This window comes from Pseudomonas sp. RA_15y_Pfl1_P11, from assembly GCF_963970975.1.
GTDB lineage: Bacteria > Pseudomonadota > Gammaproteobacteria > Pseudomonadales > Pseudomonadaceae > Aquipseudomonas > Aquipseudomonas tritici.
The window spans coordinates 66636-84276 of sequence record NZ_CAXAOY010000014.1 but is presented as its reverse complement, the minus strand read 5'-3'; the positions used below and the strand labels follow the sequence as shown (position 1 = coordinate 84276).

Genomic DNA, 17641 nt, shown 5'->3' with positions numbered 1-17641 from the left:
CTGGCGCTCGAGACACCCCCCTGGTCCTGAGAGAGCAACCCATGGCAAGCGTAACTCCCGCGTATTTTTTCGATGAATTCCTGCGCCCGATCACTCGCAAATACCCTTCAGACAGAGAGCGCGCGCTGGGCTTGACCCTGAAGGATCTCGAATGGCTGATGACGATCTACACCCCCACCGACGCCGTGCGCCAGAGCCGCGAGTCGCCTATGGCCGTTGAAAAACTGGTGATTGAGAGGCTTGGGGAATCTGCAATACCGCTGGCCGGCGTGTTTATGATGAGCCCGTCCCCTGACGAAAAAAAGGCGCTGCTATACAGTCCTTACGGAGGAATCGAGGTATTCGACAACCGCGCCTCCGTAATTGCAGAAATTAGGGAACGCCTCACAAACAATATATTGCGCGTTGATTTAGTCAGTTTTTTGTCTATTGATCAGCGTCAGGATTGTGGCTTCGATGGCACGTTTACCCTGACTGCTGCACCCGTTACGGGCATCGTCTTTGTGGACCAGGAACAAACGATTGAGGCAAGCCAGAAACGTAACGTGCAACGCATGCTCGAGGAGTTACGCAAGCTCCCCACCCTGCCCTCAATGCTCGACAAACTGCTGGGCATCATGGCGCGCCCTTACTTTCCCAAGCTCGATCAGCAACAGACGTTGGTCAATAGTTTCCTGGTTCCAGCGCAGGACAGCGGTGATGCCGTGACCCGATGGGTGGGCTCGGCGACCCTCAATGAGACCTTGCTGCAGTACTACCTGAAACAGGGGTGGCCGGCCAACCACACGCGCGCGTTCACCCACCCCAAGCACGATACAAGCGCCATGACGGCCAACGCGCTCAAACAGGAACTTGCGCAGTGGGAGCACGTGGTAGAACAAACCGCTGCCGTCTTCTCCACGCTGCTCAGCAGCCTGTTGCAGACGTGGTGGAATGAAGATATCGGCGGCAACCAATCGCGCATGGATTTGTTTGCCCTGGTAATGAGTGACAAATTTCGCGCCGACCTGCTGCTCAAGCACCAGAACGCTATTCTGACGTCCGAGGAAGCCCATCGACTGCGTGCCGTGTTCCTCCCCGACAAGGCGTCACGCAGCGCCTGGCATGCGCCCTTGCGGATCGAAAAGGTCAACATTCATGCGCCCTATCAACATTATGTTGAGCTGGCTGCAACCTTGTTGATCAGCGACACGCATGCCTACCTCTACACCCAGACGCGCGGGCTGCAAGTGCTCAAGAACCTTGACGACCTGAAGGACGTCCTGCTGAGCATGCTCAAGGCCGCCGGGCATGAGGACGAGTTGCTGAATTTCCTGTCCCTGGACGAGCGCAGCCTGTACCTGGGCATGGATGCGGTGCAAGTCAGCGGGCTGCCTGTGGCCGAAAGTGTGTTCGGTGGGATGGTCAAGGACATTGCCAGCAAGCAATTGAGCAACATGGACCATGCACTCGCGCTCTTTCGCCGCAACGACGGTGCAGCAGACCTGGCAGCGCTGCTCGATTGCGCCCTGGACCTGCGCCACATGCTCGACCACCGGCTGCTGGCCCTGGAAGCCGAAGGACGTTGGAGCCTTCACCCAGCCACCAGCGGCAACGGCCGGCCCTCGACGGTTCAGGCGGAGCGCGCTAAACAACAGCGGGTAGCACTGCGCGCGGCTCAGGAAGCGTTGATGGCGCAACGCCAGAAGCATCCCACTCTGCGCAGCTTGGCTTTACATGCCCTGAAGACGGCGTTGGCCCTACACCTACTGGACCTGGACCCCACGGATGTATTCGCCAACACCTACGCCACTGAAGCGCAGCAACAGGAGGACCGTGTCCCTGAATCTTCACGAAGCATGGTCGATCATCTCGTCGAGCGTCTGGCAAAGGTTGCCGACCCTGTCGGCGACTCGCCACGCATCGGTCTCTACAGCGCTCGCCGCAGCGGGACCGCCACGCGTTGGAACAACCTGAACAGCCGTGTTTTCAATACGGTCATCGAACAGGCCATGCGCCCTTTTATACAGCACGACATACGCACCCTGCCGCGCCTGTTCCTGGAAGGTCATCGCAACGAAATGAACGCTTCCCTGATGCAGGGACTGCGCAGCGAGGCCGAACTGCGGCTGCTCAACAAGACATTGAGCCCCGACCACCAGGCGATTCTCGACGCGGTCCTGCGGCCCGACAGCATGACTCGCGACAAGCGCCATGGGCTCAAGGGTTTTCTGCCGGATGCCTACAGCTTGACGCTGACCCTAGGCGACGACAAAAGAGCCCACCCCCTGGCCAGCTGTTTTGCACTGACGCAGCGCGGCGGTATCGACCCTGAGCTTTCGGGTAACGTCGTGCTCTGGACACCCCAGCAGGGTCTTGAGCCCTTCGCCTCAGTGCACGCCTTGCGCCAATCCCTTGAACTGCGCCTGACCCAACCCGACCGGCGCTTGCCGCTGTTGCTTAACCTGCCCATGAGCCTTCGCGCGCCCCATCAGGTCTATCGCCTCGGGCCCCTGCAACGCATCGACGAACATTTTTTGAACAACCGCCAGCAGAGCTACCTGGATTACCACCTCGACGCCATCGACTACTGGCTCGCCACGCCACTGGGGCCAACGCCATTGCAAGACCGCCTGGATGAGCAAATGCGACAGCTGGCGCCGTCGAACCTGGAGCGCGCCAGTGCCATCGCCCAGGCAATGGTTCAGCAGCAGGCCTTGCCAGTGTGGCTGGGTATGGCTTCGGCCGAGGATCAATTGCTGCACGCCGAACTGTTGGAGCAATACCGCCTCAGCGCGCCTGACAATCAGGACTACCTGCACAGCGTACCTACCTTGCGTGAGCACGTTGCCAGCACCTTGACGGGCCTGCTCAAGGCGCGCTTCCCCGACGCCGCCCTGGACCCGGAAAACATCCAGATACCGGCAAGCGTACTGCTCGACGGGCATGCCCAAAGCCTGACCGACTTTGCTCTGCGCCACCTGCCGGAACCGAACGCCGACAACCTCACCCCCACCGCCCGCGACACCACCACCCTGCCGCTAGCACTGGACGGCACGGCAGTGGTGCAGTTGGTCCGCCAGTTGGATATTGCTAAAACCTACCGCGAATGGCTCACCACCCACCTCGCCGCCGATACCGACGATGCCCGACAGCGTCGCGCCCTGTTTTGCCGTCAATTACCCTGGCAGGTGCTGCGCCACGCCCATGAAGAAAAACTCGAAGAGCGCCTGAGTGCTGCGGCCTGGTGCTTTATCCAGCAAATTTTCGACATGCCGGATGCCGAGGCGCGGGATAAGGTCAACGGGGCAGCAGCAAGGATTCACCCCTTGGAACTGATCGCTACCCCGGGCGCGACGCCGGTGACCGTCCCTTGCGTCTACGTGATCGGCCCGCAGGCGCCGGCGACCGGCCCGCGGGTGCTCTACGCGCCATACGCGCCTTTTCGCGTGCTCACGGAATACACCAACGAAGAAAGCTTGCGCACTCAGATCAACCGCCCCGGCCCTTTACAGGGTTGGATCATCCGGCAGTTGGGCGATCCCGACCAGGCGATATACCGCAACCTGTTCCAGCAACCGGCCGCCCCGGACACACAGGAGGTCAGGCTGGCCTCACACCCGATCAGGCGCAATATTCTGCCGCGGCTATTCGATGACAACACGGCGCAGTTGATCAAAATGCTCGCCTGCCAATTCGAACGCGGGAGTAAAGATCAGTGGGACGGGGTCACCGGCCTGTTACGCAGGGGCATCCCCATGGCAGCGCAGTTTATTGCGGGCAAGCTCCAATTCCCGTTGGTCGTGTGGCGCAGTTTCAAGTTGTTCCAGGCTTCGGCCGAGGCCTTGCAGCAACAGCATTTCGGCGCAGGCTTGCTCAGATTCATCCAGGGATTGGGGACACTCGCTTCATTGCGCGAGGAACTCGATGAGCTACTGGAGCCGTTGCTTTCATCGCCAGCCACGGATCTGCCGGACAGTATCCCTGCCCCTGTGACGACCAGTGCAACACTGGACGTGACAAACCCGGTGCGTACCCGCATGCAGTGCTTTGAAGACGTGACAGTGTCGCTGGCGCAGTTGGAGCAAGATCCGTCGCAGCATGTTTATGTCACACCGAGCGGCAATCATTATGTGCCGGTGGCCGGGCGGGTGTACCCGGTCGAAAGAGCCGGCGCACGCTGGCGGGTGCGCCTGGCGCAGGTGCTGGGCCCGTTTGTCGAGCGCAACGCACAGGGTGGCTGGGTGTTGGACTTTTCTGCACAAGAACCGCGGTTCGGTCCCGCAGTGTCGCGTTTCAAAGGACGGGTCGTCACCTATAGAGTCGAGCGCAGTTCGATGAATATTGAAGCGGTGGGAATGCCGGCGATCCGTGCACTCCATCCTGGAAAAGCCTACTGCATCGACCGCGCGCTCAACGTCGCGATTTACTACGCGGTCATGTGTGAACGCAATCTCGCGCACTTTGCCCAGCAACGTGATCCGGATTCGCGCGTAGGCCGCTTCTTGACCGAAATGTTCGGCATGCCCACTTTCAATACGGCGCACGTCACGAAAATTCAGAAACGTGTCGCCGAGATTACCAAGGGTTTGACCCAGCAAAGCCTGATCAGGCCAGATTCAATCCGACTCGTCACGGGCGCGGCCCGTTGGTCGCCGACCAACACCTATGCTTTTGTAATACCCGCAGACCCAGAGCAGAAAATCTACTTGCTCGACTACTTTTTCAATACGCACATGGACGCTTATCGGGGTCATCTCAACGCGCCGTTCGATCTTGACGATCATGCAAGGGCAGCAACCCTGATCCATGAGATAAGCCATCTGGTTTCGAAGACTGAAGATATCGCCTACCTGGACTCCATGCGCCCGTTTGCCGACTTGATCAGCCGGGGTACGGCGGACGGCCTGCGACAGCATACCGCGCTGTCCAACCTGCAACGCACCGCGCTGTCAGTGCTGACTCCTGCCACCATGCTGTTTAAAACATGGGACGACCTTTCACTTCAATGGGAGGACGTAGGAAGTTTGGGCTCGACCAAACCGCGTGACAAGATTCTGAATCTCACCGGCGCCAGGACGCTGGACGATGCCCGGCAGATCTTTATGAGCGATGCGGACCGAAGGATGGACATCATTCTGGCCAATGCGGACTCGGTGACCTATTTGATTACGCACCTGGGGCGCAAGCTGGTTCCGGGGGCCTGAACAGGCCCCCGAGGGGTGTATCAGTCTTTCTGGTCGCGCAGGATGTTGCCCGAGGCGCCATCAATGCGGGCTTCATATACGGTACCGTCAGACTTGCGGCCTTTGACTTCCCAGTAGCCATTGTCGTCTGCCTCAGCGGCGTACACCTCGACGTATCCGCCTTTGGTCTTGGCAACTTCAATCGCCTTCTCGATCGGGATCCAGCCCGCGCCCGGCTTATCGGCAAAGGCAGCACCGGCGCCGAGCAGCGCGGAGGTTGCACACAGAGCGACTAAGGTTTTCTTCAGCATTTTCGTACTCCATTGTGGGAAATGTCCTGAATTTCTTAGGTGCCTTCAAACGAGAATAAGTTCCAATTGATGTGCAATCGCCATGATGGCTGTTCTCGCGGTCCATCCTGGGAGGTTAGAATGTACGAAATCAGGATGAGTTAATGAGCGAAAAGTCCATTTCAGAAGCCGAATATGACGCCATCACCGACGCCGCCGCGCATTGGTGCATGCGCCTGCACGCGGGTGATTGCACCGCGAGTGAACGTCAAGCTTTTGCCCAATGGCACGATTCGCACCCGCTGCACGCCTTCGAATACGCGGCAATGCTGGAGATCTGGGACGTTGCGGACCATCTGCCACGCCAAAACACCACACCGACAGAGGTGCCGTTCAAGCCCCGCAGCCGGTCGCGCATCTACGCGGTGGCTGCGGCGATCTGCCTGGGCGCCCTGCCCCTGGCCGCCTTCACTGGCTGGGAAGCCGGTTGGTTGCCCAGTTCCTATGAGCGCTTTGATGCCGCTAATGGCCTGCGCCAGGTCATCCTCGACGATGGCAGCCAGGTAGAACTCAACCTGGGCACCGAACTGGTCTACAGCAACTACAAGGACCAGCGTCGGGTCACGCTGAAAAAAGGCGAGGCGTTCTTCAAGGTCAGCCATGACAGCGCCCATCCGTTCATTGTGCACGCAGGCAGTGGTCAGGTACGTGTGACGGGCACCCAGTTCAACGTCTGGAAATATGAAGACCAGGTACGGGTGATGTTGCTTGAAGGCTCGGTTCAGATTGCCAGCGACCAGGTCCACGGGAGCGTGCCCCTGACACCCGGCATGCAAGCCAGCTACCAGCAGGGTGATGCCACGCCACGCGTGCGCACGATCAACCCGAATGACACCGCGCTGGCCTGGCGCCAGGGCAAGCTGGTCCTCGACAACCTGGCCCTGGCCGACGCGTTGCCGCTGATCAACCGCTACCTGAGCAAGCCGGTGATGCTGGCCGACGCCACGACCGGAGCGATACGCATCGGTGGTATCTACAACATCGATGAGGTCAACAACCTCATTCCCTCCCTGCCCAAGGTTTTGCCGGTATACCTGACCCAGAACCAGGACGGCAACCCCGTACTTAATTCTATTCCGCGTAAAACACCTAAAGGCTGACACCCTGCCTCCTTGCACGGGCGATGTCGCGCCACAAGTGTCCATTTTTTTAACACTCCCCGGCCTTGAATCGCCCGTGCTCAGCGCATTCACCGTTTTGTCACGCGTGTTGTTACAGCGCTGATACAGCGAGTGAAGCGTTTGTGCAGTGGCTAAGTCTGTGGGTTTGGGCAGGGTGCTGTTTCAGGATTGAAACAGCGATGCCATCACTTTGCCCATCAATGCCCGTAACACATTGAATACCAAGGCCAAATAAAAAGCGGCACGGCTTCTGCTCTATCCCTTGCAGCGCTGTTTAGGGTCAGCGCGAAGAATAAGGAATGCCGCCGTGAATACATGCACTCAAGGTTCGATGAACGTGTTGCTGATCAGCTGTGCACTCAGTGTCGGCCTCAGTGTTCCGAGCTATGCGGGTGACGGCGTTATCGTGACTGGCCGAGACGTACAGGGGCACATGTACGGTCGATCTGCATTCGGCAAAGACCCCTACCCCACCACCGCCAATGCCAATCCGAGCCGCGAGATCCTAGGGTCCACCGGCGAACTCAGTGACATGGACATCGCTGGCATCAGCAGCGGCTCAAGCATCACCCGCGCCATCATCCCAAACGGCAACATCCCTGGTTTGACTAACACCCAAGGCAGCGTGTCGACACTCGGTTCCGGCGCAGCCGTCAGCCATGGTGCAGGCGCCTCCATGGGCGGGCAGATCAGCGATTCAATCCAACGTGGCATGGCCCCCCTGAACAACCTCGGCAGCATGATGGGGGGCAAATAATGAAACGTTCCCTGCTGCTTCTCGCCCTGCTGAGCAGCACGGCGGCCATGGCCGACAACACCGCCGTGATTAACAACAGCGGCAAAGACTACAACGGCAACGTGATGATCAATCAGGCGGCCGGCAACCAGCAACAAATGGCCAATAACCGCGCCGTCACGCTCGGTGGGCAGGCCACCACCCGCAATACCCAGAACATGAACGGCAACGTCGATCCCTCTCTCAACGCGAAGGCCTCGATCGAAGGCGCCTCTTTTACCAATGGCAACGGCATGGTGGGCATCAACCAGTCCGCCGGGGCCAATAACCAATCAATCAATGCCGTGCGGATCAGCCTCAACCCTGGCCCGCAAAGCATCGACGACAGCGTCCTGTTGCAACAGAACACGACGACGCTGGCAACCGACTCAGGGCTCACCCCCACCACTGGCAGCCGCCAGGTCGTGACAAGCGACCAGGCCTTCACCGGCAGCCGAGGAGTGATTCAGGTGAACCAGAGTGCAGGGGTGGGGAACCGAGTGGCTAACACCCTGGGCATCACTATCAAGTAACAGCTTGGTAGCACACGTTAGACCGTACCAACACTTAACCCACTAATTAGAAGCAAGGAGAAACACCATGAAACCTCAAATGGCTCTGAAACCAATGGTTTTCGCTCTCGCCGCGCTCATGGCTGCTGCCGCTCAAGCAGGGGGTGGCTGGCACCCTGCGCCTCAACCAACCGGCGTGGTCGCCTCCGTGGTTACGGATGTGCAGAACAGCGCGGGCAACAAGTTCGATGACACCAACACCGAAAACAACGCCTCTGCTGATGGCTCGGTAAACGGCAACAGTGGTAGCACCATTGTTAACAATCAGTCAGGCACCGGAAACCAGGCAGACGGTTCAGGCGCCATCTCCAGCGCCAAGGGCGACTTTGCAACCGTGTTTGCCGTGGCCGATGTGAATCAAAACAGCGTGCTGAACAATTATGTCAACAAAGGTACCCAAAACAACGCATCCCTGGATAACGCGGTTAACGGCAACTCCGGTAGCACGATTTATAACGGTCAAGCCGGTCAAGGCAACCAGGCCAAGGGCAACCTGGCAATCACCACTGCTGACGGTAAAAATATCGCAGCGGCGGCCAACACCGAGCAAAACTCGCTCGGTAACAGCTACCTCAACGCGGCCGCCAGCGGGAATGGCCACTACAGCAAACCTCAATACGTGTCGAACAACTCCAGCCTCGACAACGCAGTTAACCGCAACAGCGGCAGCACAATTGTGAACTTGCAGTCCGGCTCCGGCAACCAAGCCAGCGGCAGCCTGTCGATCAGCCAAGGTTGCAGCGTCTGCGCCAGCGGCGTGCGCTTCTGATCCAACGGGGCCTTGGCAACAAGGCCCTTTTTATTACAGTGCCCAGCAGGTCATACGATCATGCGCCTCGCGACCCTCAGCCTCTTGATGCTGCTTACCGGCCCTACCTGGGCAGGCACCATGGCGATCTCCGCCATGCCTGGTGGTGCAGTCATCTACAAGAAGGTCGAGAGTATCCGTGAACGCCGGTTCGCCAACCTGGTGGAACAGAAAACCGATTTCAGCTGCGGTGCTGCGGCACTCGCCACCATCCTGCGCCAGGGCTACTGGCTCGACGTAGACGAAGACCACGTCATCAAAGGCATGCTGCTCAATGCAGACCAGGACCTGGTACGTACCCAGGGCTTTTCCATGCTGGACATGAAGCGCTACCTCGAAAGCATCGGCATGCGTGCCCGGGGCTACAAAATCGGGCCAGATACCCTGGCGACCGTGAAGATCCCCGTGGTGGTGTTGCTGGAAATCCGTGGCTACAAGCACTTCGTGGTGTTGCAGCGCGCGGACAAGGAGTGGGTCTATGTCGGTGACCCGGTGCTGGGCCACAAGCGCTATTCACACGACGACTTCGTCCAAGGCTGGAATGGCATCGTCTTCGCCGTGCTGGGTGAAGGCTACGACAAGGCCAACGCCTTGCTTGACCCGCCCACGCCACTGACCGCCAAGAACCAGTTGAATGAGTTCAGGCCCGTAGGCGATGCCGAGTTGATGGACTTCGGTTTCATCCAGAGCGACTTCTTCTAAGAAGCGCAAAAAGGAGCAGGACGCTCCAGGAGCAAGAGATGAACACTTCCCGTTGGCTGACGGTCTTGTGCCTGGCAGCCTCAATGCCCGCTTATGCTTCATCGGGGTTCAAGCCGATTGAGCTCAAGGATTCGGAAATGGCCGAACTGCGCGGCCGGTATGTGATGCCGGGGCGGATTATCAGTTTCGGTATTGTCATGAGCAGCACATGGACCAATGCCATAGGCGACACCATCACCGGCAAGGCCAGCATGCAAGTCGACTCGTCCACCATCACCCCGCAGTTTTACGTGCAGACCACCGGCTCGGCTGGCACGGGCACCCACCAGAATACCGGTACCGGTAACGTGGTCGGGGGCGCAGGCCTGGGCACTGGCACGGGCGTGACCCAAAGCGTACGCACCGCCGGCGATGGCAACACTGCCTACAACAATGTCGGTATCAACGTCACAGAGAATGGCTTCGCCCCCTCCAGCATCGTGCAATCAGGGCATGTGCTGGTGGCGGGTGGCACAGTCAGCGGCGACAGCGCGGCCGGCCGTGTGAGCGTGTCGGCCAACAATGGCGGCTTGCAGATGGCGATCCAAGGCAATCATAACCAGGGCAACAGCCTCCAGCAGATCGGTGGCGGGCAAGTGCTCCAAGGCACGGTATTAACCGGCGATAGAAACGTCGTCACTAACATGACGCAGCTCAATGTGGTGATGAACAACGGCCTGACCAACCCGGCATTGAACTGCAATCTGGACCCACTCAAAGGCCTACGCACGCTAGGTTATTGAACTACGCTGACCCTCGACACTTTCGCATTAGAAAAGGACGGCTTATTTCATGCATCGATCGTTATCGCTACGTGCGGTGGTTTGTTTAAGTACGCTCTTGCCTGCATCCATGTTGTATGCCGCGCCAGACGCCGATATCGAAGCCCTCAAGCAGGAACTTCTGGAACTCAAGCAGCGGTACGACGTACAACAAAAAGCCTTGGCGGTGTTGGAGCAGCGGGTTCGTCAAGTCGAGGATCAACCGGCCACACCGGCGCCCAAACGCCTGGCCAAATCCCCGGCAGACTTCCAGAAAGCCAGCGGCACAACGGTGGCCGGTACCGGCGCGGCAGCAGCATCAGGCGGTGCGGGAGGCGGTGGCAGTTCCTACGGTCAGTCGCTCAAGGACGATTCAGCGCCTGCGCAAAGCGTAAGCAACCTCTACAACGAGGCCAGCGGCTTTTTTGGCAATGGCAAGTTCAGCTTTGAAACCGGTGTGACCTATGCGCGCTACGACGCTCGCCAACTCACGCTCAACGGCTTCCTGGCGCTGGACTCGATCTTCCTGGGCAATATCAACCTGGACCGGATCAAGTCGGATAACTGGACCCTGGACCTGACTGGCCGCTACAACGTCGACAACCGTTGGCAGTTCGACGTGAACGTGCCGGTGGTGTACCGCGAATCGACCTACCAGTCCGGCGGTGCCGGCAACAACGCCAACGCCACCTCGGAAGAGTCGGTGAGCCGCGACCCAACCATCGGCGACGTCAACTTCGGCGTGGCCTACAAGTTCCTCGATGAAACCCCGACCCTGCCGGATGCGGTAGTGTCGGTGCGCGTCAAAGCGCCTACGGGCAAAGAACCGTTTGGCATCAAGCTGGTGCGGTCTACCGCCAACGACAACCTGTATGTGCCGGAAAACCTGCCGACGGGTAACGGTGTATGGTCGATCACGCCGGGTATCTCGCTGGTCAAGACTTTCGACCCAGCCGTGCTGTTTGGCTCGCTGTCCTATACCCATAACTTCGAGGAGTCGTTTGACGATATAAGCAGTGACGTCAACCAGAAGGTCGGCGGCAAGGTCAGCCTGGGCGACAGCTTCCAACTTGGCCTCGGCGTGGCCTTCGCGCTGAACGAGAAGATGAGCATGTCGTTCTCGGTGTCCGACCTGATCCAGCGCAAGAGCAAGCTCAAGCCTAACGGTGGGGACTGGCAGTCGGTGACGTCCAGCGACGCCAACGCGGGTTACTTCAACGTGGGCATGACGATTGCGGCGACGCAAAACCTGACAATCGTGCCTAACCTGGCGATCGGCATGACGGACGATGCGCCAGACTTTACGTTTAGCCTGAAATTCCCGTACTACTTCTGACACCAAGCAGCCCAAGTAAATACGCTGCACGCAGCGCACAAGGAAAAGCCCCGCAACGATAAGGGTCGTTGCGGGGCTTTTCGGTTTACCCGCCCTAGCGGATCTGGTGTTTGTGCAGCAACCGGTAGAACGTGGGCCGGGAAACGCCCAGTACACGGGCCGCCACACTCAAGTTGTCGCTGTGCCGATTGAGCACGTCGCGCAGCGCCTGGCGTTCGGCGCGGTGCTTATAGTCTTCCAGTGTAGCCATGGGCGGCGAAATTGCCTGCTGGCCGTGCAAGCCCAGATCAACGGCTTCGATCTGGCGTCCTTCGGCGAGCACCAGCCCGCGGCGCACGCGGTTGGCCAACTCGCGCACGTTTCCAGGCCAAGCGTGCTCGCCCATCGCGACGAGGGCGTCATCACTGAAACTACGCGGGCGACGACCGGTTTCCTGACTGTAGAAACGTGAAAAGTGGTTGGCCAGCATCGCGACGTCGCCATGGCGGTCGCGCAATGGTGCGGTCACCACTTGCAGGACATTAAGGCGGTAATACAAGTCTTCGCGGAAGGTCCCTTTCTCAACGGCGGCTTCCAGGTCGACGTGGGTGGCGGCCAATACCCGCACATCCACCGGGATCGGCTGGCTGCCGCCAACCCGCTCGATCTGCTTTTCCTGGAGAAATCGCAAAAGATTGGCTTGCAGCTCCATCGGCAGATCACCGATTTCATCCAGGAACAACGTGCCGCCGTTGGCCGCCTCGATTCGCCCGACCTTGCGCTGATGGGCGCCGGTGAACGCACCTTTTTCATGGCCGAACAATTCGGATTGAATCAAGTGTTCAGGGATCGCACCGCAGTTGATCGCCACAAACGGCTTGTCATGCCGCTGCGATTGTCGATGCAACGTCTTGGCCACCAGCTCTTTGCCGGTGCCGCTGTCGCCACGAATCAACACGGGAGATTCGGTGGGCGCCAGCTTCGACAATAATCTGCGCAGTTCGCGAATGGGCCGGCTGTCACCGAGCAATTCGTGCTCGGGCTCATCCACCGAGGTATGGCCCCTGCCCCGCAACCGCGCCATGCCAAAAGCACGGCCCAGGGTCACCTGTACGCGAGCGACGTCGAAAGGCAAGGTATGAAAGTCAAAGAACCATTCGCAGACGAAGTCACCGAAGTTCTGCAGCCGCAGCACATCCTGGTCGAGCACGGCGATCCACTCGGTCCCACTGCGGCCGATCAGCTCTTTGACGGCTTCGGGTCGTTCCAGGTGAGCGGGCTGCAAACGCAGCAGGCCGACGTCGCAGGATCGGTCGCCCACCGCGTCCAAGCTGCAACTGTCGACGTCCCACCCCGCCGCGCGCAAACCGGGCAACAGCCCGTGGCACTCATCACAAGGATCAACTACTAGCAATCGACGTTGAACGGGCGGGCCACCCATGACTGTTCCTTGGCGTCAAAATTGGTAAATTTATTTAGAAACAACAGTTTGGAACATCTGTTGCCAACCCTAGCAAGATCTTGACGCAGTCCTTGTACCGTTTCGCTATAAGCCTGGGCAAAAAGCCATCCCCCAACTTCGCGCCGTTAAAAGTTACGCGACGCTGAAACGTTCAATCCGCTTTCAAAACAGCCGCTTACATGACGTTAATCACTAAATGTTGAAAATAGTTGTTTTAATGTGTGACCCGTACCCGGCCATCGTGCATCAGTACAAGTAACCCGCCGCACGGTCAGCCCAACCGCCGGCACTCACTTGAATGGGCAATGAGAGAGAACCCACATGAACGCCCCGCTCCGCATCAACGAAGCTCTTTTGATCGCAGACCGTGCCTTCCAACCCTTTCAGTGCGTGGCCTGGCACGATGGCAACGGCGCCCTGAGCCTGAGCGTCATCGACCGCACCAATACCCGCATCGGCAGCAAACAACTGTCGTCAAGTGCCTATACCGACCCGATGCAGTTGGAAAACTTGCTGTTGCAAGCCCGTGCCGAGCTCGATAAAGATGGCCACCAGTTGCAATCCTGGGCCATGCCGAAGTAATCCAGCGCTGTAACTTGCGCTCACCGTTTTAAATGAGCGCACGTTCAGTGTTAGAGCGAAAACCGCTTATCGCTTCGCGAGAATAAACCGCTCAATCGCTTCGGCAGCGCCGTCTTCGAGATTGCTGCCAGTGACCACACTGGCCTGGCGCTTGACGGTTTCTTCAGCCTGCCCCATGGCAATCGATAACCCGGCCACATGAAACATCGCCGGGTCATTGCCACCATCACCGATGGCCGCCGTCTGCTCCAAGGGGACCCCAAGGTGCGCCGCCAAGGTTTTCAAGGCCTCGCCCTTATTGGCCAACATCGCAGTGACATCCAGGTACACCGGTTGCGAGCGTGACACTTGGGCTGCCCCCTGCACCTTGGGCTGCAGCTGCGCTTCCAGCTCCACCAGCAATTGCGTGTTGTGGCTGGCAGCGACAATCTTGTCGATCCGGTCTAGGTACGGCTCAAAACTCTCCACCACTACCGGCCCGTATCCCAGGCCATCGGTTTCGCGCTGCTGCATCGGCCCTGGCGGGTCACGGCGCAGCCAATCGCCATCGGCGAACACCCACACTTCCACCTCCGGCTCCGCTGAAAACAGCGCCAGGGTCACCAGCGCCGCTTCTGCCGGAAGATGGTGGGCGACCAGGATGCTGCCATCCGGGTTGATCAGCGTGCCACCGTTAAAGCCGGCCACCGGCACATCGATGCCGAAGGTTTCGATCAGGTGCAGCATGGCCTTGGGCGGTCGCCCGCTGGCCAGGCTGAAAAACACCCCACTGTCGCGCAAGGCGCGCACAGCGTCGGCAGTGCGCTGGCTGAGGCTGTGATCAGGATGCAACAACGTGCCGTCCACATCACTGAGGATAAAACGGATGGGATGAATCGCTGCATCACTCATCCGAGGCTGTGCCAGGCACGGCCATCACGGGCCAGCAACGCATCGGCGGCTGCAGGCCCATCCTCACCCGACTTATAGGCCTGGATCCCGTCATCTTCCTGCCATGCATCGAGGAAGGGCTGCACGGCGCGCCAGCCGTTTTCGATGTTATCCGCACGCTGGAACAAAGTCTGGTCGCCGGTCATGCAGTCGTAGATCAGGGTTTCGTACCCGGTCGAGGGCTGCATCTCGAAGAAGTCCTTGTAGGCAAAACCCAGCTGAATGTTGGCCATGTCCAGGGTCGGCCCGGGCTTTTTCGCCAGCAGGTCGAACCACATGCCTTCATTCGGCTGGATCTGGATTTTCAGGTAGGTGGGCTTGATCTCATCGACTTCGGTATCGCGAAACTGTGCATAGGGTGCCGGCTTGAAGCAGATCACGATTTCGGTGTCGCGCACGCTCATGCGCTTGCCAGTGCGAAGGTAGAACGGCACGCCGACCCAGCGCCAGTTGTCGATCATCACCTTGAGGGCGACGAAGGTCTCAGTGCTGCTGTCAGGTGCAACGTTAGCTTCTTCGCGGTAACCCGGCAGTGGCTTCCCGCCGATTTCACCGGCGGTGTACTGCCCGCGTACCGAGTTGGTCCGCGCATCTTCCAGGGACCACGGGCGTACGGCGCCAATCACCTTGGCTTTTTCACCGCGCACGGCGTCGGCACCAAAGGCGGCAGGTGGCTCCATCGCCACCATCGCCAGCAGTTGGAACAAGTGATTGGGCACCATGTCGCGCAGGGTGCCGGTCTTCTCGAAGAAATTGCCACGGGTTTCAACGCCGACAGTTTCGGCGGCGGTGATTTGCACGTGGTCGATGTAATGGTTGTTCCAGAACGCTTCGAACAGCACGTTGGAGAAACGGCTGATCAGGATGTTCTGCACCGTCTCCTTGCCCAGGTAATGGTCGATGCGATAGATCTGCTTCTCGCTCATCACCTTGAGCAGGCTGGCATTCAGCGCTTCGGCGGTGGCCAGGTCGGAACCGAAAGGTTTTTCGATCACCACGCGACGGAAGCTGTCATCGGTTTCCGTCAGCAGGCCAGCACTGCCCAGGCGCTGCACCACGTCGCTGAAAAAGCGCGGTGCGGTGGCCAGGTAAAACACCGCGTTGCCAGTGCCGCTGTCGGCGATCTTCTTGCCAATGTCGGCGTAGGTGCTGTCGTCGAGGAAATCACCTTCGACGTAGCTGATGCCCTTGGCCAACTGCGCCCATAATTGTGGGTCCAGGGCGTTATCCGCATTACCCTTGACCTTGCTCGCCGCTTCGGTGCGAATGAAGTCTTCGAGTTTCTTCGCGAAATCGGCGTCGCTGATGGCGTTGTGATCAACGCCGACGATGCGCAAGCCATCGCCCAGCAGCCCATCACGACTGAGGTTGTACAGCGCCGGCATGAGCAGGCGCTTGACCAGGTCGCCATGGGCGCCAAACAGAAACAAGGTGGTCGGTGGTGCGGGTTCGGCCTTGGTTTTTTTGCCGTTGGCGGTCATTTTTTGGAAGTCTCCACGTGACCACCAAAGCCGAAGCGCATGGCAGAGAGCATTTTGTCACCGTACGTGCTCTGCTGACGCGAGCGGAAGCGGGCGAACAGCGAGGTGGACAGTACGGGCACCGGCACGGCTTGTTCCATGGCGGCTTCGATGGTCCAGCGGCCTTCGCCACTGTCGGCAACGGAACCGGAGTAACCGTCGAGTTTCGGGTCGGTGGCCAAGGCGTCGGCGGTCAGGTCCAGCAGCCAGGACGACACCACACTGCCACGGCGCCAGACTTCGGCAATATCGGCAACGTTCAGGTCGAAACGCTGGTCTTCCGGCAGGTTTTCCGAATTCTTGGTCTTGAGGATGTCAAAACCCTCGGCGAACGCCTGCATCATCCCGTATTCGATGCCGTTGTGGATCATCTTGACGAAATGCCCGGAACCCGCAGGGCCCGCGTGGATATAGCCCTGCTCGGCGCGAGGGTCAGCGCTGGCAGAACGGTCCTTGGTGCGCGCAATGTTGCCCTGGCCCGGGGCCAGGCTCTTGAAGATAGGATCAAGGCGCTGCACGGTCCCGGCATCCCCACCGATCATCATGCAGTAGCCACGTTCCAGGCCCCAGACGCCGCCGGAAGTACCGACGTCGACATAGTGCAGGCCTTTCTCCGCCAGTGCCTTGGCCCGGCGAACGTCGTCCTTATAGTTGGTGTTGCCGCCGTCGATGATTGCATCGCCGTCTTCCAGCAGTGTGCTCAATTCGTTGATGGTGTCTTCGGTCGGCGCGCCTGCCGGTAACATCACCCACACGGTGCGTGGCTTTTGCAGCCCGGCAACCAGGGCCTTGAGGCCGGCAACGCCAGTGGCGCCCTCTTCGCTCAAGCCTTTGACAAATGCTTCGTTACGGTCGTAAACAACGGTGGTATGCCCATTGAGCATCAGGCGCCGTGCAATATTCCCGCCCATGCGGCCTAGTCCAATAATCCCCAGTTGCATGTGCTGATGCTCCTAACTACTAAAAAATGTGTGACATAGTTTATAGCGCAATGAGGCTAATGAGGGTTAGTCCAGCGCGGATACCTGTAGTTTCATGAGAAAAATTTGCCACCACTTCGGCATCACTGCACAAAAAGTCACAGGACCTTCAAAAATAAAAAAGTTCCATTGCTCGCAAAAAGAATTCAGAATCGTCCTGACTGCTGCCGAGAACCTCGACTCAAGCGTTCTGGCACACCGCGACACACTGGCTATTTGCGAGGTAAGCAATGAGCACTGCACAGATGAACCGTCCGCCACAGACCCTCTACGTCACCATTCGACGCGACGAGCTGCGCCAGTTGAAAGACGAACGCGAACAACTGCAGCAGGAAGTCATACGCCTGCGTTCGCACATCATCCAGGCCCAGTTGGATCAGCCTTCCGGCGCCCAGCCAGCGCTCTGCTGAGCCCCGTTATCACGTTGTAAGATTACGTCTACAAAAATCTTACAACGTTTTCACACCTCCCTCCCGATACTCCCGCCCGAAGGGCCACCCCATGCAAGGGTGGCCTCTGTTGCGCGCAGCCCTGCGCGTCGACTGAAAAATTATCGGGT

General features: G+C 59.0%; 15 protein-coding genes. 10 read left to right on the top strand and 5 right to left on the bottom strand.

Annotated features, from left to right (window positions below; translation table 11 throughout):
- Positions 1-41: 41 nt before the first annotated feature.
- Positions 42-5186: a dermonecrotic toxin domain-containing protein gene (locus AACY44_RS18195; protein WP_339530785.1), complete on the top strand. Its 5145-nt coding sequence runs from the start codon at positions 42-44 to the stop codon at positions 5184-5186.
- A 20-nt stretch (positions 5187-5206) separates the two neighbouring features.
- Here AACY44_RS18195 and AACY44_RS18190 read toward each other — a convergent pair whose 3' ends face one another.
- A complete protein-coding gene (locus AACY44_RS18190) occupies positions 5207-5476 on the bottom strand; it encodes a PepSY domain-containing protein (protein ID WP_339418391.1) in 270 nt (89 codons plus the stop codon).
- 143 nt (positions 5477-5619) lie between these two features.
- Here AACY44_RS18190 and AACY44_RS18185 point away from each other — a divergent pair, with 143 nt between their 5' ends.
- The 7 genes from AACY44_RS18185 to AACY44_RS18155 all read left to right on the top strand — a co-directional run bounded on the left by AACY44_RS18185 (position 5620) and on the right by AACY44_RS18155 (position 11629).
- Positions 5620-6615, top strand: coding sequence for a FecR family protein (locus tag AACY44_RS18185; protein WP_339456569.1), 996 nt, complete (start codon positions 5620-5622; stop codon positions 6613-6615).
- 328 nt (positions 6616-6943) lie between these two features.
- Complete coding sequence (locus tag AACY44_RS18180) at positions 6944-7393, top strand: hypothetical protein (RefSeq protein ID WP_339418388.1); 450 nt, start codon at positions 6944-6946, stop codon at positions 7391-7393.
- Positions 7393-7944, top strand: coding sequence for an adhesin (locus AACY44_RS18175; RefSeq protein ID WP_339418386.1), 552 nt, complete (start codon positions 7393-7395; stop codon positions 7942-7944). The genes AACY44_RS18180 and AACY44_RS18175 overlap by 1 nt, the downstream gene beginning before the upstream one ends.
- Before the next feature lie 67 nt (positions 7945-8011).
- On the top strand, positions 8012-8752 hold the full coding sequence (locus AACY44_RS18170) for a hypothetical protein (protein WP_339418385.1): 741 nt from the start codon (positions 8012-8014) through the stop codon (positions 8750-8752).
- Positions 8753-8812: 60 nt separating this feature from the next.
- A complete protein-coding gene (locus AACY44_RS18165) occupies positions 8813-9493 on the top strand; it encodes a C39 family peptidase (protein WP_339438868.1) in 681 nt (226 codons plus the stop codon).
- Positions 9494-9531: 38 nt separating this feature from the next.
- On the top strand, positions 9532-10275 hold the full coding sequence (locus AACY44_RS18160; RefSeq protein ID WP_339436726.1) for a hypothetical protein: 744 nt from the start codon (positions 9532-9534) through the stop codon (positions 10273-10275).
- 49 nt (positions 10276-10324) lie between these two features.
- On the top strand, positions 10325-11629 hold the full coding sequence (locus AACY44_RS18155; RefSeq protein ID WP_339470835.1) for a hypothetical protein: 1305 nt from the start codon (positions 10325-10327) through the stop codon (positions 11627-11629).
- Between the two features lie 94 nt (positions 11630-11723).
- Here AACY44_RS18155 and AACY44_RS18150 read toward each other — a convergent pair whose 3' ends face one another.
- Entirely contained in the window at positions 11724-13049 is a 1326-nt protein-coding gene (locus tag AACY44_RS18150) for a sigma-54 dependent transcriptional regulator (protein WP_339530783.1), read from the bottom strand.
- 342 nt (positions 13050-13391) lie between these two features.
- Here AACY44_RS18150 and AACY44_RS18145 point away from each other — a divergent pair, with 342 nt between their 5' ends.
- Positions 13392-13652, top strand: coding sequence for a hypothetical protein (locus AACY44_RS18145; RefSeq protein ID WP_339418378.1), 261 nt, complete (start codon positions 13392-13394; stop codon positions 13650-13652).
- A 66-nt stretch (positions 13653-13718) separates the two neighbouring features.
- On the opposite strand, the gene AACY44_RS18140 is transcribed toward AACY44_RS18145, so the two are convergent.
- Genes AACY44_RS18140 through gnd form a run of 3 tightly spaced genes read right to left on the bottom strand, consistent with a single transcriptional unit; the run spans position 13719 to position 17043 of the window.
- Entirely contained in the window at positions 13719-14543 is an 825-nt protein-coding gene (locus AACY44_RS18140) for an HAD family hydrolase (protein WP_339428026.1), read from the bottom strand.
- Complete coding sequence (zwf, locus tag AACY44_RS18135; RefSeq protein ID WP_339418374.1) at positions 14540-16063, bottom strand: glucose-6-phosphate dehydrogenase; 1524 nt, start codon at positions 16061-16063, stop codon at positions 14540-14542. Before zwf ends, AACY44_RS18140 begins: the two co-directional genes overlap by 4 nt.
- On the bottom strand, positions 16060-17043 hold the full coding sequence (gnd, locus tag AACY44_RS18130; RefSeq protein WP_339418373.1) for a phosphogluconate dehydrogenase (NAD(+)-dependent, decarboxylating): 984 nt from the start codon (positions 17041-17043) through the stop codon (positions 16060-16062). The genes zwf and gnd overlap by 4 nt, the downstream gene beginning before the upstream one ends.
- A 269-nt stretch (positions 17044-17312) precedes the next feature.
- Between gnd and AACY44_RS18125 the strand changes: the two genes are divergently transcribed.
- On the top strand, positions 17313-17492 hold the full coding sequence (locus AACY44_RS18125; RefSeq protein ID WP_139113268.1) for a DUF6026 family protein: 180 nt from the start codon (positions 17313-17315) through the stop codon (positions 17490-17492).
- Positions 17493-17641: the final 149 nt, after the last annotated feature.

Bases quoted from the DNA above. Each gene is read 5' to 3' on its own strand.
- AACY44_RS18195 (WP_339530785.1), top strand. From the start codon at position 42: ATGGCAAGCGTAACTCCCGCGTATTTTTTCGATGAATTCCTGCGCCCG.
- AACY44_RS18190 (WP_339418391.1), bottom strand. From the start codon at position 5,476: ATGCTGAAGAAAACCTTAGTCGCTCTGTGTGCAACCTCCGCGCTGCTC.
- AACY44_RS18185 (WP_339456569.1), top strand. From the start codon at position 5,620: ATGAGCGAAAAGTCCATTTCAGAAGCCGAATATGACGCCATCACCGAC.
- AACY44_RS18175 (WP_339418386.1), top strand. From the start codon at position 7,393: ATGAAACGTTCCCTGCTGCTTCTCGCCCTGCTGAGCAGCACGGCGGCC.
- AACY44_RS18170 (WP_339418385.1), top strand. From the start codon at position 8,012: ATGAAACCTCAAATGGCTCTGAAACCAATGGTTTTCGCTCTCGCCGCG.
- AACY44_RS18165 (WP_339438868.1), top strand. From the start codon at position 8,813: ATGCGCCTCGCGACCCTCAGCCTCTTGATGCTGCTTACCGGCCCTACC.
- AACY44_RS18160 (WP_339436726.1), top strand. From the start codon at position 9,532: ATGAACACTTCCCGTTGGCTGACGGTCTTGTGCCTGGCAGCCTCAATG.
- AACY44_RS18155 (WP_339470835.1), top strand. From the start codon at position 10,325: ATGCATCGATCGTTATCGCTACGTGCGGTGGTTTGTTTAAGTACGCTC.
- AACY44_RS18150 (WP_339530783.1), bottom strand. From the start codon at position 13,049: ATGGGTGGCCCGCCCGTTCAACGTCGATTGCTAGTAGTTGATCCTTGT.
- AACY44_RS18145 (WP_339418378.1), top strand. From the start codon at position 13,392: ATGAACGCCCCGCTCCGCATCAACGAAGCTCTTTTGATCGCAGACCGT.
- AACY44_RS18140 (WP_339428026.1), bottom strand. From the start codon at position 14,543: ATGAGTGATGCAGCGATTCATCCCATCCGTTTTATCCTCAGTGATGTG.
- zwf (WP_339418374.1), bottom strand. From the start codon at position 16,063: ATGACCGCCAACGGCAAAAAAACCAAGGCCGAACCCGCACCACCGACC.
- gnd (WP_339418373.1), bottom strand. From the start codon at position 17,043: ATGCAACTGGGGATTATTGGACTAGGCCGCATGGGCGGGAATATTGCA.
- AACY44_RS18125 (WP_139113268.1), top strand. From the start codon at position 17,313: ATGAGCACTGCACAGATGAACCGTCCGCCACAGACCCTCTACGTCACC.